Source organism: Kitasatospora sp. NBC_01300 (genome assembly GCF_041435235.1).
In the GTDB taxonomy this organism is placed as follows: domain Bacteria; phylum Actinomycetota; class Actinomycetes; order Streptomycetales; family Streptomycetaceae; genus Kitasatospora.
The window spans coordinates 166,582-179,842 of record NZ_CP108409.1 but is presented as its reverse complement, the minus strand read 5'-3'; the positions used below and the strand labels follow the sequence as shown (position 1 = coordinate 179,842).

The window sequence follows — 13,261 nt, the reverse complement described above, 5'->3', positions numbered from 1 at the left end:
TCCGGCCCAGTACCGGTTTCATGATCACTGAGGGAGAATTCCAGTAGGCCAATTCGGCGCATTCGACAGGGGGTTGGGCGATGTCGAGGCTCTTCGGCGGGCGGGGCGGCGGCAGGGGAGACGAGGGCGGCGGGGGTACGCAGGAGCTGGCCAGGTCACTGGCCCGACAGGGGGCCTGGGGCGGCCTGTGGAAGCTGGTGCTGTCCCTCCCCTTCCCGCAGGCCGTGGCGGCAGCCGCCCACCTGAAGCCGTCGCGGTGGCAGCCGCAGGGCATGGCGGAGCGCCAGCTGGCCCAGCTGCTGGCCGAGACCGACCGTCGTGAGGTGGCACGGGTCAGCGAGTCGGTCCACGCGGCGGCGTCGCGGGTGCTGCCGTCCGCCCTCAACGCCGCCGGCCCGGCCGGCTTCTGCCATCAGCTGCCGGTGGCCGCGATCAACCTGATCGGCGAGGACCTCCACCGGTGCCGGATCGTGACCGTGGACCGCACCGGCGTCCTGAACGAGTTCTACGAAGGCCCGACGAACCACGTGTCGCTGTGCTGCCCGGACGCGCAGACCGTGGTCGCCCTGCGCGACTTCGCCGGCGACGGCCACCTCCGGAACGCGGAACTCGTCGAGTACACACCCGACGGGGAGACGGTCCTGGCCGGCGGAACGGCGCTGCTCGGAGCGCGGGTGGAGGCGACGGCCGACGGTTTCGTGACGGGCCTGAGAATGGTCAGGGCGGCGCTCGGGTTCGCCGGCGGCCAGGAGCTGGAGCTCGACCTGGCGGAGTTCGGCCTCAACCGCGCCGACCTGTTCGCCGTCGACCCCTCCGGCACCCGGATCGCGTTCGCCGACGGGTTCCGGATCCTGATCACCGACAGCAGGCTCGAACCGATGCACGAGTTCGCCGCGGACGACCACCTCGGCCACGGACCGATCAGCGCCATCGCGTTCACCGCCGACTCCCTGGTCACGGCCGGCCTGGACCGTGGCCTGCAGCGGTGGCAGGTGGTCGGCGACCGCCTGCGCCCGCTGCACCCCGCCTCGTTCCCACCGCCCAGGGCCCTGCACAGGCTCAGCCCCGTGCCCGCCTGGGACCTCCTGATCGGGGACGGTGGCAACGAGAACTTCTTCTACGACCAGACGTCCCTGGACAGCCGGACCTCGCCGCCCTTCCTGGGCTCCCTCGACACCGGCATCGGGCACTTCGAGTCAGCGCCGTACGGCAGGCTCGCCGTCTACGAGGGCGGCCTGTTCCCGCCGACCCGCGACAGCGCCGACGGCTTCTACTCCACCGTGGTCCTCGACCTCGACCACCCCCTGAACCTGCTGGCCAGACGACTGTCGTCGCTCTCCCGCGCGGACGCCGACCGATCGCGCGCCACCCGTGTCGACGCCGGCAGCTACCCGCTGTCGGACTCCGCCCGGAACGTCCTCGACCGCATCGAAGCAGCCGCCGAACTGGTACCCGAACTCGCCCGGTGACCCCGCGATTCGCCCACAACCACCGGCCAAGGCGGCATCCCCTCAGCGGGCCCGGCCGCCCCGCCCCGGGGTGCCGCGGACAGGCACTGGGGCCGGGGATGCCTGTGCTCAGCCCGTCTCGGCGAGGTTCTTCTCGAACGCGGCGAGGTAGTTGGGCAGGTGGTGGTCCTTGATGCCGTCGGTCTCGGGGGCGAACATGTCCTGGCGGTAGCCCTTGGCCCGGTCCTTCAGCCCGGCGAGGAGCGGCATGGCCTCGTGGAGCTTCCCGTCGGCGTCGAAGTAGCGGAGCGCGTCGACGTGGCTGAAGGCCGGCTCGGGCGGGAGCTGGGGGACGATGTCGTTGTTGTTGACGAAGCGGTAACAGCGGTCCCTGAAGGCCGCGTTGTAGGCGCCGGAGAGAAGGCGTTCACAGGTGCGGGGCTGGCCGAAGGTGTAGACGCCGTCGGGGAGTTGGCGAGGCTCCTCGAAGTACCAGCGGGCTCCGGCCAGCATGGCGAGGGCGCCGCCGAGGCTGTGGCCGGTGAACCAGACGCTCTGCCCGTCGGTGCGCAGTTCCTGGATGGTGTTGCGGATGTCGGGGTAGACGGACTGCAGGGCCTGGTGGAAGCCGTAGTGGACGAAGCCCTTGTCCGCCGGTCCGGGGACGGGCGGGGTGCTGACGTCGGTGAGCCAGTCGTAGATCTTCAGGACCTCGGTGCCCCGGAAGCCGGTGACGATCATGCGGTCGCTGGCCATGGTGTAGGCCTGGGTGTCCTCGATCAGGAACGGCATCTGGTGTGTCGACTCGAAGTGGCGTACCTCGTCGAAGCCCCATGCGTGGGCCTTGGCCTCGATGCCGGGGCGGTCCAGCTTGGCCAGTCCGGCGGCCTGGGCCATCCAGTAGGCGTGGGGGAGGGAGTAGTGGGTCGTCGAGTGGTCCAGGGCGGGGATGGCCATCGGTGTCCTCCGGAAACGGTCCAGCGCGTCGCCCAGCAACCTATTGCCGCACACGAACGAAGAGGCGACGGCGGCACTGGAGGCCACCTGGACGGACGCACCCGTCACGGAGCCCCGGCCCGGCCGAGCCGGGGCGACCTGCCCGAGCAGCCTGTGCGCCCCGGGCCACCTGCCACTCGGCATCGTCCGGCAGGACGGCACCGTCGCCGCACTGCGCCCGCCGCTGACGGTTGACACCGAGTCCATGGCCCGGGCCTCCGCCCCCGGTCCGAGATCGCGGCTGCTGCGACCAGCTGACCGATACGGTGTCGGCATGAGTCAGGGCATGGTGCGCGTGGATGGCGGTTGGCGAGTACCCGCGTTCCGTGGGCTGGGCGTGGGAGAACTCGTCATCGATGACCGGCTGAGGCTCCGCGTCGGGTCGAACGAGATCATGCTGTGCTCGTGGGCGGAGCTCGTGGCTGACGAGCGCGCATACGGGCTTGCGGCATGGCCGCAGACGTACCTCGGCAAGGCGACCGAGCTGTTGCGTCAGGTCGTTGCCGAGGTCAACGTCTCCGATCAGGGAATTCTCCGCGTTCTCGGCCTCGGGGATCAATGGAACCGTGGTTGTCGCTGAGATTGATCAAGGTGTGCCAAGCCGTAGGGCTGCTGGTCGCCCGTGCTACCACGTCAACACCCTGCTGATCCAGCAGGTACTGGCCGAGTCGAAGTGGGCCGACCGCCGGGATCTGTCCCCGCTGTTCTGGACGCACGTGAACCCTGTACGGCACCTTCCGCCTTGACATGGACAAGCGCCTCGACCTGGGCTCCTCGGCAATGGTGCCGGGGCAGTGGCGGGCCGCAGCGCACAGCCGGACGTGGTCGAGGTCGGCAATCGACCTGTGACCTCAGCCCGGCAGAACGTCCTCAAGTTCCACCAGTTCCCGCGTGTTCAGCCTGAGTTCTACAGCCCTGGCGGAGTCGGTAATGGAGGCAGGGCGGCTGGCTCCCGGTACCGGGATCATCGCCGGGGAGTGGGCGAGCAGCCAGGCCAGGGCGATCTGCTGTGGGCTGACGCCGCGTTCGGCGGCGATGCGGTGGAAGGCGGTGCCGATGGAGGTGGGTCCGGAGGGGCCGTCGAGGGAACTGCGGGAGATTCCGCCGAGTGGGCTCCAGGGCAGGAAAGCGAGCCCCAGCTGTTCACTCAGCCGCAGCTCGGGCTCGCTGTCGCGGACGCCGGGCGAGTACTGGTTCTGCACGGAGACGAGCCCGTCGCCGAGGATCTGATGTGCCTGGCGGATCTGGGCGGCGCTGACGTTGGAGATGCCGGCGGCGCGGATAGTGCCGGCATCGAGAAGCTCGCGCAGCGCGCCGACGGATTCCGCCCAGGGCACGGCCGGGTCTGGCTTGTGCAGCTGGTACAGGCCGATCGCGTCGACGCCCAGGCGCTTGGCGGAGGCTTCAGCGGCTTGCTTGAGGTGGGCGGGGGTGCCGGTGACGGTCCAACTGCCGTCGCCGGGGCGGCCGCGGCCGCCCTTGGTAGCCACCAGGATTTGGGAGGTGTCGCCACCGTAGCGGGACAGGGCGCGGGCGATCAGCAGCTCGTTGTGGCCCGCCTCGCCGGCGTGCCAGTGGTAGCTGTCGGCGGTGTCGACAAGGGTGACACCGGCGTCGAGGGCGGCGTGGACGGTGGCGATGGCCCGCGCCTCGTCCGGGCGGTGCTCGATGGACAGCGGCATGGCACCCAGGCCGATGGCGCTGACGGCAGTATGGGCGATGGTGCGGTACTGCATGGTGGCCCTGTTCTTCAGGTGGTGGACGGTTCGGTGGTGAGGGCTTGGGCGATGGCGCCGGGCAGCCAGTCGGTGATGCGGGAGAAAGAGAAGCCCAGCTTTTTCGCGCGGGCGTTACTCGTGGCGTAGTGGCGGTCGAAGGAGAACGGCGAAGCCTTCTCGCCTGCCGGGACGGTCCGGTAGACGGGCGTCTGGCCCACCTGCGTGGCGACGATCTCAGCGAGGCCATGTACATCGAGCGGGCCGTCGGAGCAGGCGTTGACCGCACCGGTAAAGTCGGCTGTGGCCGCCCACAGCAGCAGGTTGGCTAGCTCCTCGTAGTGGATGAAGACCGTGGGCAGCGCGTTCGCGTGCACAGTGATCTCTTCGCCCTGGGTGATGCGCTCGGTGTAGTACGCGAGCCGGCCGGTAAACTCCTGCGCGCCGCCGCCGAGCACATGGGCGCTACGGACAGCGGCGAAGGCGAAGCCGCCGGCGTGGGCGAAGACGGCCTCGGCCTGCCGCTTGCCCTCGGCGTAGTGCGCCTCCAGGAAGGCGTCGTCGTGCCAAGGAAGGCCCATGGCCACCTGCCAGGTGGCCGGGTCCACGCTCTCTTCCGACACGGGCGTCCCCGCAGGCACGGCCGGTAGGGCGGCGGTCGCGGGGTCGTAGACCTCGATCGTGGAGGTCATGAGGTAACGACGGGTGCGGCCGGCAAAGGCCCGGGCGGCGATGGCGGCCTGCACCGGGGTGTAGCAGACCTGGTCCACCACGACATCGAAGGCGCGGTCGTCGAGCTCGGCGGTCAGGGCTGCCTCGTCGTTGCGGTCGACGACCAGGTGATCGACGCCGGCAGGCGGCGGAGTGGAGCCGCGGTTGATCACGGTGACCTGGTGGCCCGCCGCCCGTAGGCGCTCCACCAGGAGCTTTCCGAAGTACCGGCTTCCGCCGATGACGCAGATCTTTTGCATGTCCCCATCCTGGAGACCTATCGTCATCAGCAGAAGGCCTAGCTTACTTGGTTCATGTTAAGGAAAACTGTTGATTGATGTGCAGCGGCTCCAGGTCCTGCTGACGGTGGCGGAGCACGGCAGCTTCAACCGGGCGGCCGCGGCTCTCCGCCTCACCCCCTCGGCCGTCTCCCAGCAGGTAGCTGCCCTGGAACGCAGCCTCGGTGCCCAGGTCGTCGCGCGCAGCACCCGAGGCGTCACCCTCACCCGGGTCGGCCAGATCATGGTCGGCGCCGCCGAATCCGTCGCCGCGGAGCTCGAACATGCACAACAGCAGATCACCGAGCTCAGCACTGGCCGCACCCAGCTCACCGTCGCCACTTTCACCAGCGGCGGCCAGTTCCTGCTGCCCGCCGCCCTCACCCAGCTCATGGCAGCCCATCCCCGCACCGTGCTCCATGTCAGGGAGGGCGAACCTGAGGACACCCTTCCTCTCGTCCGGCAGGGCGCCGTGGACCTCGCCCTCGCCTACCACTTCGATGGCCCGCTCCCCGTCGGACCAGGCCCGGGCTCCAGCCTGGAGTGGATGCCGCTCCTGGAAGACCCCCTGTACGTCGTCCTGCCGCCAGGGCACCGACTCGCCAACCGCGACGCGCTCGACCTCGCCGATCTGGCAGCCGAACCCTGGGTGCTCGGCTGCCTGAAAACCGAGGCATACCTGCGCCGCTACGCTGGGCAAGCCGGCTTCGATCCGGAAATCCACGGGACCACCACCGACTACTTCTTCGCCCGCTCCCTCGTTGCCGCAGGCATGGGAATCTCCCTGATCCCCTCCATCGCGCTCGCCCCCGAACTCCCGGGCCTAAGCGCCGTCCCGATCAAGTCGCCGGGCCCAATCCGGCACATCGGCGTCGCTACAATCAGCGGCCGTAACCGGCCCTGCATCACGACGCTCGTCCGTTCCCTTCGGGAGCAGGCGATGCGGCACAACGGGCATTGATCCGCCACGGACCCGCCGAATGCCGACGGGGTGGCGTTTCATGGGTGAACACATCCAGCGCGTCGTCGATCGCGGCGGCCTCCAGGTGCCGCACCACCGAGGTCAGCAGTGCGGTACGGCGCGGCTGCGGGGTGCGCTCCAGGACCGGCGCCTTCGACCCCAGCCCGACCCGGGCCAGCGTCGCCAGCCGCTTCGGCGGCACCAGGTCCGCCCTCACCCGCCCCAGCCGCAGCGCCGAGATCTCCTCCACCCGCTCCAGCGCCTTGGCCATGCTGGTGCCGGTCGTCCTGGTCGGCGGCCGGCGCAATCGCTCCAGCTCGGAGAACCGGGCACCCTCCGGCACCGCGAGGAGTGCCACCAGGTCGCCGGGCAGCGAGCCGTCCGCGCGCCGGGCGGCCCGGGCCACCGTGGCGTACAGCCGCTTCTCCGCCACCGAGCGGACCATGGCGACCTGCTTGGTCAGCACCGACACCCCGGGCAGCAGCACGCGGTTGCGCCGCAGCCACCTCACCGCCTGGTTGAACAGCGCCACCGGTCCCTCGGCGTGCGTCCAGGCCCGCCCGTGCAGGAAGGTGCGGAACTTCCGGCCCTACTGCGGGTCCTCGAACTGGTGGTAGCCGTAGGCGTCCCGGATCTCCCAGGCGTGCTCGTACGCGGTCTTCGACCGCTCGGCGTACCGCTTCACCACCGAGGAGTCCTCGATCCCCAGCTGCCCGGCCAGGTGGTCGACCACCGACCACGGCACGTCCAGCGGATCGTCCACCAGGAACCGGCCGACGTACCGGACGGTGCACATCTGGACCCGCGAAGCCGAGCTGGTGGTGCGGCGCGCGCCGCAGCGCGATCAGGTCCCGGTCGACGTCGTCCAGGAAGAAGAACCGCTCCAGCTCCGGGCGGGTCGGCTCCTCCACGAACCGTCCGTACGCCTCGGCCTGCTCATCAGTTAAGAACTCAACCGGCACGGGCGGAGGGTAGCCGGGGTGACACAGGATCAGTTAGCTGTCACCCGAACGCCTGCGCAGAAGATCCCTCCCGCGATATCGGCCCCGGAGCCTTGATCAATCTCAGCGCCAACCACGGTTCCATTGATCCCCGAGGCCGGTTCTGTTCGCGGGCGGCTGGCGTTTGCTGGTGCCGGCCGATGACGAACGGTCGGCGTGGACCGTGACGGCCCTCGGCTATGGATTTCTCACCGCCAAGCCCGGGGGAGGGGTGGCGGTGAGCGGCTCCATTTCTGGCATCAGCTCATAGTTCGGCCTCGTGCAGCGATCTGGGCTTCGATCTCGGCGGCCGGCGCGGCCAGCGCGGCCACGTCGCGTACGTGTGTGTCGAACGTGGTCGCGCACTCGTCCATCATTTGCGAGAGTGCGTCGAGCTTCTCCTGAGTCACGCGGGAGATTCTGGTCGGGGCACGCGGTGCCGACGAGATGGATGTTCAGTGACGCTGGGCCGTGCCACGATTCCCTGGTGAGAGTCCCTGATGCTTCTTTCCGTGGACGGCTGCTTGTCGAGGCGCTGACCGTGCTGGCGGCCGATCCCTCGGCTCAGCTGACCTGGGTGGACGAGCGCGGTGTCCTGGTGGATGAGGTCGCCCTGGACTTCGACCACGCCTTCCGCATGGCCGAGGGCCTGGTCGAGGACGGGGATCTCAGCCGTGAGGTACTACGCGACCTTCGAGCGATCGATGCGATCTTCGCCGGGATGAGCGGCCGGGAGAACTCGGACCGGTGGAACAGGGAGGCTCTGGCGGTCGATCCAGGGTGGATCGAAGCCCGGGAACTGGCCCGTCAGGTCCTCATCGGGTTGCGGGGCGAGTGGTGCCTGCCGATGCCGGAGATTCTTGTCGTGCGATAGCGGGCCCGGATCCCCCGTGGCCGGGTCGGGCCTCATCGCCCGCGCGGGCGCCCCGCGGCAACCAGTGAAGTCACCGAAGGGCAATTCCGTAACAGCCTGTCTTCGCCGTGAATACTCAGAGTGACTGCTATATGTGGGGATATGACGTATGAACAGCACTCAGCCCCTCCTGGACAGCGCCCGCGGCGCGTCCGGACGGCCCGGCTCGCCGCAGGGGCCCTGGCCCTGATCGTGGGCGCCGGAATGCCCCTGTGCCTGGAAACCGGCGCCGAGTCCCTGCCTCGGGCCGGCGGCTCGCCCCTGGTCAGCGAGACGTTCACCCAGGCCGCCGCTCCGGAGTTCACCGGAGTGGGGTCGGCCTGTCTCACCGGCGCGTTGGCTGCCGCCGCGCCCGGCCCCGGGGACCATCCGCTGGGCGGCTGCCCTGGCGGCGTGGGCCCGGTGCCGCCCCCCGACGGCGCGCCACACGGCTATCTGCGGCTGACGGACGCGTCCAACGACCAGGCCGGCGCGGTCCTCTACAACCACGCGCTGCCCGCCAACCAGGGCCTCGATGTCACCTTCGACCAGTGGCAATACGGGAGCACGACCCCGGCCAACCCCGCTGACGGCATCTCGTTCTTCCTGGTGAACGGCGACGGCGCACTGACCCACCCCGGCGCCTTCGGCGGCAGCCTCGGGTACGCGCAGAAGCTTCCCGACGACGACCCCACCGCCACCTTCCTGCCCGGCGTGGACCGCGGCTACCTGGGCGTGGGGCTCGATGTCCTCGGGAACTACTTCGGCGACTGGGAGCACCGCGGCAACGGCTGCCCCACCCGCTCGCCCGCCGGAACGGCGTTCCGCATCCCCGGCCCCGGGGCCAACATGGTCACGGTGCGCGGCCCGGGCGACGGGACCGAGGGCTACTGCTTCCTGACCGCCACCACCAGCAACTTCAGCACCACCGCACCCTGGCCGTCGACGCTCCCGGGCACCCTGCAAGGGCCGCTCACCACGCTGCCTCCGGGGGCCACCCCCGTCCAGGCCGAGACCGCGCTCGAACCCTCGCGCCGCCGGGTCCACGTCGAGCTCACCCCGACGCCCGACCCGGTGCTCACCGTGTCGGTCGACTTCAACGACGGCACCGGCTCCCACCAGGTGCTCAGCACGCCCGCTCCGCAACCGGTGCCCGCCACCTACAAGTTCGGGTTCGCGGCCTCCACCGGCCTGTTCACCGACGTGCACCTCATCCGCAACGTGGTGGTGAGCAGCAACCAGCCGCTGCCGCAGTTGAACCTCGTCAAGCAGGTCCGGCAGCCGCTGCCCGGTGACCTGGTGGCCGGGACACGAGTACCGTACGACTTCGTCGTCACCAACTCCGGTGCCACGGACATCACCGGCCTCGCCGTCAGCGACCCGAAGGTCGGCCCGGTGTCGTGTCCCACGACGACGCTGGCGAGCGGTCATACGGTCACCTGCACCGCCACCTACACCGTCACCGCCGCCGACGTGATCCACGGTTCCATCGACAACACGGCCACCGCGAAAGGCACTTCGGGCGGTCAGTCGGTCTCCTCGCCGCCGTCCTCGCAGAGCTTGCCGATCGAGCGGCCGCCCGGCCTCGCCATCGAGAAGCAGGTGCAGACGCCCGGCCCCTACGCGGTCGGGCAGACGGTCACCTTCCGCTACATCGTCCAGAACACCGGGGGCGCCGAGCTGACCGGCGTCCACGTGACCGACGACCACGTCGCCGACATCACCTGCGCCTCGACCACGCTCGCCCCGGCGGAGAGCCCGGGCGACCGCACCACCTGCCACGGCACGTACACGATCACCGAGAACGACGCTACGGCCGGCTCCGTCACCAACACCGCCACCGCCACCGGTACGGCGAACGAGCGCCCGGTCGTGTCCCCGCAAACCCAGCTGACGCTGCCGATCGGGGAGCCGCACCTCACCCTGAAGAAGCGGGTCCTCTCGCACGGCCCCTACGCCGTCGGCGACACCGTGGAGTACTCCTACACGGTCACCAACACCGGCAGCACCGACCTGCACGGCGTGCTGGTCAACGACGACCGCATCGCCAGCGTCAGCTGCGAGGCGAGCACGCTGACGCCCGGCGCCAGCGCCACCTGCCACGGCACCTACACGATCACCCTGGCCGACATCGAAGCCTGCAAGGCCACCCACCACCGCGGCGGCGCCGAGAAGGGCTGCGACATCACCAACGTGGCGTTCGCGGCGGCCACCGACCCGCACGGGAACCCGATCGTCAGCGAACCCGCCAAGGCCACCATCACCGTGGGGGAGAAGAAGGACTCCTACTGCCACAAGCACCCCGGCCACGGCCACTGCCGCAAGGGCCTCACCGAGCCCGCGACCGACCAGGAAGACGACTGACGGTACCTCGCCACCTCCGGCCTTCGCGTCCCCGTCCCGCACCGCGTTCACACGCTGTTTCATCTGGAGCCCAGGCCGGTCGGCGTTCCACCCCTCCGGTAGGCCCTTGTCGCAGAAGACGCAGACGAAGTCCTGCTCGCGCACGATGTTGAGCTGCCGGCAGGACGGGCAGCGGCGGAACACCACCTCGTGCGTGAAGCCGGACGGGCGAACGACCCCGGCCTGGTCCAGGGCGTCGGCGACGGCCGGCCACGAGCTGACGTCCGGGCAGTAGCCGGTCGACTGGTTGCCGACCTCGTCGACCGTCCACCGCCCGGACCCCTCTCGGAAACCGGCCTCACCGGCGCCCAGGACCACGTCTGCACCGGCAAACACGCCCACGTGCTCACCGCGGCGCAGGGCCCCGGCCCCGGCCTGGGCGACAACGAAGGCGAAAGGCTCGGGCAACACGTTCCGCGGTTCCACCACGGCGGTGTGTTCTCCGGGTGTTCGGGCCCTGGAGGCCCTTGATCCGCATCCGCGAGAGCCGTTCGACGACGGATACCGGGTCCGCATCCGGCAACTGAAGGCCCTCGGCCACGACGTCACCCTCACCCCCGCGGCCGTCTGACCCGCCCCCACAGCCCGCCGGCACCGACCGCCGACGGGCTACCTCGTGCTGCCCGGCCAACCCCCTGGTTTTCCGGTCAGGTGCACGGTTCTATGGGCGCAGGGTTACGGACGTGCTGGTGGATGGACGGCGGGTCGTCGTCTCGCTGAGGCTGCGGTGCCTGGCGTGCCCGGTGCCCGGCCGCCGGCACCACCGCGGCATCCACTGGGAGCCGGGCCGGGGGAGCGGAGTACCGGGTGGAGGGCGGAGCGGGAGCCTGGTCCTCGTTCTGGTGAGTGATGCCCGGCTACGGGTGTGCTTCGTAGTCTCGGGAGAGTGACCGGGCGGCTCACCCGTGGGACGGGCCGCTGTCACCCTCGCCGCGTGGGGCGGTAAGGAGCGCGAGTGGGCCCGGTGGGTCCGGCAGGAGGCAGTGATGGTGGACAACGCAGGGGCGGGCCTGTCCCGGCGGCGGGTGCTGACGTTGGGGGCGCTGGCCGGTGCGACGGTCCTGGGTACCGGCCTGTCGGGGGGAAAGGCGTCGGCCGCGTCCGCTCCGGCGATCTTCTACTCGCCGCACCAGGACGACGAGGCGCTGGGTCTGGCCGGGTCGATCCTGGAGCACAAGGCGGCCGGCCGGCCGGTGTACCTGGTGCTGGTGACACGGGGTGAGAACGACTCGCTGGCGTCGCTGATGAACACCGATCCCTGCCCGCTGACCACACGCGACGACCGGCATCCGTGCGCGGCCCACGGCCACCACGGGCTGAACTGGCCGACCGGCGAAGCCAGTGACAGCGTGATCGTGCCAGCTCGGACCGCCGAGTTCATGGCCTCGGCGGCCACTCTCGGAGTCGACAAGGTGATCAACCTCAAGGTCCCCGACTCCGTGTGGGCGAACGAGCCCGACGCCTTCGCCAAGTTCACCAGCACGGTCAAGTCGAAGATCGCGTCCATCGCGGCGCAGTACCCGGGTGCCTCGCACAAGTTCACCGCGGGCTGGCTGGAGGTCACCAAGACCCACAAGGCGATCACCGACGCGGCCGTGCAGCTGGCGCGCGCGGGCAAGCTGACCGACGTGCGCTTCAACTTCGTCTACGCCTACGACCATCCGCTCTCCTCCCGCGCCGACGGCGCCGCCTACGTGCTGAACATCCCTGCGGACCATATGGGAACCAAGCGCGACGCCATCTACTGCTACAACAGGTGGAGCCCGTCCAAGAACCTCTACGCGCTCGGCTACCACAGCGTCCCGGAGAAGATGGAGAGCGCGCACAACGACCCGCACGAGTACGTCTTCGCCCTCCCCAACTCCTCCTACAAGTACGGAGAGATCGACAGGCCGCGTACGGACTGGTCCTGACGGACGCGACGCAGCGATGGCCCCGAGCGCCCCGACACAGGGATCGGGGCGCTCGGGGCGTGTCGGGCCGGGGCGGTCAGGTGGTGTGGCGGGCAACTCGGCGGCGGGCCCTTGCCCTTCGTGCGGTTGCCACGGTGCAACCGACGACGCAGGCGCTCAGGAGCCCGAAGAGGGAGCCTCCCAGGATGTTCCCGTCGGGCACGGACACGGCGACGGAGAAGAGCCGCCAGACCAATACCACGGCCAGGGCGACCCGGTCGTTCCTCAGCAATAGGAGGAAGGACCGGTCGGGATGCCTGCGTACGGCCACGGCCTCCGAGAAGCACAGGGCCGAGATGTCGATGATCGACAGGAACACGGACACCGGCGCATCCTCTCCACTGCTCGGGGCTCAGGTTTTCGGAACTCGATTGCGCGCGACGGTCACGGCCGCTCCGCCATCGACGGGGCGGATGAGGTCGTAGCCGCCGGTTTCATTGGCGACGACCTCGGTGCCTGCCGGAAGGCCGAGCTCGTAGCGCTGCTCGGCGGGGGCCTTGATGTCCTTCAGGGTGGCGATGGTGCGCGCGCCAGGCGGAGTCAGTGCCGTTGCTCAATGGCGCCCCCGACGGCGCCCGGTCGCGACGCAGCCGCTGCGCCGCCGTCCGGCTCGGCGATGTCCTGGCCGTCGTCGAAGCCCTACTCGCCGCTCCTGATGCCACACCCCGGGCCCTGGTCGGTTCTGTTCACGAGTTCCGGTTCTGGCCGCATGGCCGAGTTCATTCGGCAACTCAAGACTCTGACACCGGATACAGATTCAGCGGTTCGCAACGAGGCCCAACGGCGGCTCTCACTCCTACAGCAGGACAACTGACGTGCGGTGGTCCGTCACCACTGACGCAAACCGCCGTCGGCACACCTTCGGTGCCACGCGGTCCAGGTTTCCTGGCACAGGTCAGGGGGCGTTCAAAGGTACGCAGCTGAG

11 protein-coding genes and 2 pseudogenes are annotated in these 13,261 nt (G+C 69.9%); 7 read left to right on the top strand and 6 right to left on the bottom strand.

Annotated elements, in window-relative coordinates; translation table 11 throughout:
* Positions 1-80: 80 nt before the first annotated feature.
* Positions 81-1,469: a hypothetical protein gene (locus OG556_RS34450; protein WP_331743094.1), complete on the top strand. Its 1,389-nt coding sequence runs from the start codon at positions 81-83 to the stop codon at positions 1,467-1,469.
* Between the two features lie 108 nt (positions 1,470-1,577).
* Here OG556_RS34450 and OG556_RS34445 read toward each other — a convergent pair whose 3' ends face one another.
* On the bottom strand, positions 1,578-2,405 hold the full coding sequence (locus OG556_RS34445) for a lipase family protein (protein ID WP_331743091.1): 828 nt from the start codon (positions 2,403-2,405) through the stop codon (positions 1,578-1,580).
* A gap of 313 nt (positions 2,406-2,718) precedes the next feature.
* Between OG556_RS34445 and OG556_RS34440 the strand changes: the two genes are divergently transcribed.
* Positions 2,719-3,024 carry a hypothetical protein gene (locus OG556_RS34440; RefSeq protein ID WP_331743088.1) on the top strand — a complete coding sequence of 102 codons (306 nt, stop codon included), beginning with the start codon at positions 2,719-2,721 and terminating at the stop codon, positions 3,022-3,024.
* Positions 3,025-3,073: 49 nt separating this feature from the next.
* Positions 3,074-3,293, top strand: a pseudogene (locus OG556_RS34435) (hypothetical protein); the annotation flags it as partial.
* 2 nt (positions 3,294-3,295) lie between these two features.
* Here the strand turns inward: OG556_RS34435 and OG556_RS34430 are convergent.
* Positions 3,296-4,180, bottom strand: a complete 885-nt coding sequence (locus OG556_RS34430) for an aldo/keto reductase (RefSeq protein WP_331743085.1) — start codon at positions 4,178-4,180, stop codon at positions 3,296-3,298.
* A 14-nt stretch (positions 4,181-4,194) separates the two neighbouring features.
* Positions 4,195-5,130 (bottom strand): NAD-dependent epimerase/dehydratase family protein, encoded by a 936-nt coding sequence (locus OG556_RS34425; RefSeq protein ID WP_331743082.1) that lies wholly within the window; start codon positions 5,128-5,130, stop codon positions 4,195-4,197.
* Positions 5,131-5,200: 70 nt separating this feature from the next.
* Between OG556_RS34425 and OG556_RS34420 the strand changes: the two genes are divergently transcribed.
* Complete coding sequence (locus OG556_RS34420; RefSeq protein WP_331743080.1) at positions 5,201-6,109, top strand: LysR family transcriptional regulator; 909 nt, start codon at positions 5,201-5,203, stop codon at positions 6,107-6,109.
* A 46-nt stretch (positions 6,110-6,155) separates the two neighbouring features.
* On the opposite strand, the pseudogene OG556_RS34415 reads toward OG556_RS34420, so the two are convergent.
* Positions 6,156-7,071 (bottom strand): annotated as a pseudogene (locus OG556_RS34415) (DUF4158 domain-containing protein); the annotation flags it as partial.
* A 278-nt stretch (positions 7,072-7,349) separates the two neighbouring features.
* Entirely contained in the window at positions 7,350-7,499 is a 150-nt protein-coding gene (locus OG556_RS34410; protein ID WP_331743077.1) for a hypothetical protein, read from the bottom strand.
* Between the two features lie 77 nt (positions 7,500-7,576).
* Between OG556_RS34410 and OG556_RS34405 the strand changes: the two genes are divergently transcribed.
* The 3 genes from OG556_RS34405 (at position 7,577) to OG556_RS34395 (ending at position 12,297) form a co-directional block, all read left to right on the top strand.
* Positions 7,577-7,963, top strand: coding sequence for a hypothetical protein (locus OG556_RS34405; protein WP_331743074.1), 387 nt, complete (start codon positions 7,577-7,579; stop codon positions 7,961-7,963).
* A gap of 243 nt (positions 7,964-8,206) precedes the next feature.
* Positions 8,207-10,345 carry a hypothetical protein gene (locus tag OG556_RS34400; RefSeq protein ID WP_371523068.1) on the top strand — a complete coding sequence of 713 codons (2,139 nt, stop codon included), beginning with the start codon at positions 8,207-8,209 and terminating at the stop codon, positions 10,343-10,345.
* 1,025 nt (positions 10,346-11,370) lie between these two features.
* On the top strand, positions 11,371-12,297 hold the full coding sequence (locus OG556_RS34395; RefSeq protein WP_331743069.1) for a PIG-L family deacetylase: 927 nt from the start codon (positions 11,371-11,373) through the stop codon (positions 12,295-12,297).
* Between the two features lie 76 nt (positions 12,298-12,373).
* Here the strand turns inward: OG556_RS34395 and OG556_RS34390 are convergent, their stop codons facing one another.
* Positions 12,374-12,661, bottom strand: a complete 288-nt coding sequence (locus OG556_RS34390; RefSeq protein ID WP_331743066.1) for a hypothetical protein — start codon at positions 12,659-12,661, stop codon at positions 12,374-12,376.
* Between the last annotated feature and the right edge of the window lie 600 nt (positions 12,662-13,261).

Coding starts and splice junctions, on each gene's coding strand:
- OG556_RS34440 (WP_331743088.1), top strand. CDS start 2,719: ATGAGTCAGGGCATGGTGCGCGTGGATGGCGGTTGGCGAGTACCCGCG.
- OG556_RS34445 (WP_331743091.1), bottom strand. CDS start 2,405: ATGGCCATCCCCGCCCTGGACCACTCGACGACCCACTACTCCCTCCCC.
- OG556_RS34395 (WP_331743069.1), top strand. CDS start 11,371: ATGGTGGACAACGCAGGGGCGGGCCTGTCCCGGCGGCGGGTGCTGACG.
- OG556_RS34400 (WP_371523068.1), top strand. CDS start 8,207: ATGCCCCTGTGCCTGGAAACCGGCGCCGAGTCCCTGCCTCGGGCCGGC.
- OG556_RS34430 (WP_331743085.1), bottom strand. CDS start 4,180: ATGCAGTACCGCACCATCGCCCATACTGCCGTCAGCGCCATCGGCCTG.
- OG556_RS34450 (WP_331743094.1), top strand. CDS start 81: ATGTCGAGGCTCTTCGGCGGGCGGGGCGGCGGCAGGGGAGACGAGGGC.
- OG556_RS34425 (WP_331743082.1), bottom strand. CDS start 5,130: ATGCAAAAGATCTGCGTCATCGGCGGAAGCCGGTACTTCGGAAAGCTC.